This is a genomic window from Streptomyces sp. ID05-39B (assembly GCF_033794725.1).
Lineage (GTDB): Bacteria > Actinomycetota > Actinomycetes > Streptomycetales > Streptomycetaceae > Streptomyces > Streptomyces bobili.
In genome coordinates this window covers 1-755 of record NZ_JARGEF010000538.1, presented here as the reverse complement: position 1 = coordinate 755, position 755 = coordinate 1, and the positions used below count along the sequence as shown (strand labels likewise).

Annotated in this window: 1 pseudogene; it reads right to left on the bottom strand. The window is 74.6% G+C overall.

What is annotated here, in order from left to right:
• Positions 1-561, bottom strand: a pseudogene (locus P1P75_RS41770) (hypothetical protein); the annotation flags it as partial.
• Positions 562-755 lie beyond the last annotated feature (194 nt).

Sequence of the window (755 nt, the reverse complement as noted above, 5' to 3'; positions counted from 1 at the left end):
GGGTGGGGACTGCGACGGAGGCGGGGACTGCGACGGGTCCGGCGAGCCGCTGGAGGAGCCCCCGGCCGTCACCGTGATGGTCGCGGCCGGCTGCACCGGCTCCGTCGGCGCGCACTTTGTGTCCGTCGACATCGCGTTGACGACGTACGCGTCCGGGGTCAGCGTCACCTGCCCCGCCGCCGTCAGCTTCAGGGTGCCCTTCATCGTGGACAGGACCATCGCGCCGCCCTTGGGGATGGCCGGGTTCTCCCGCGGTCCCTGCATCGCGACGCTCGCGGTCTGCGCGCCGGCCGCCTTGAGGGTGCCGGACGGCTGGACCGAGTCGGCGGGCAGGTCGATGATGTCGGGGTTCTTCGAGGCGGCCTGGGTGAACTTCCAGACGAGGTCGACGGTGTCGCCGACCTTCGCCGTGGCCGGCGCGGTGATCTCGACCTTGGTGGTGCCGTTGACGTCGGGCAGGCCGATGCCGGCGGGCGGTATGCAGCGGGTGGCGTAGGACACCTCGGCGGCCTGCGCCTGCGGGGCGGCCGGGCCGAGGAGGACGGCGGACCCGGCCGCCAGTACGGCGACGGTGGCCGCCGCCGCTCTCCCGCGGCCGCGGGGTACGGCTCTCTCGCGCTCGCTCACGTCATTCCCTTCGTCGTGGGGCTCCTCGGACGGTCGTCGTGCGGTGCGGAGAGCCGGCCCGCCGGGCCCGGACCGGAGTCCGGGGTGAACCACGGCAGGGTCGGGGTCGGGGGAGAGGCGGGTGCCTC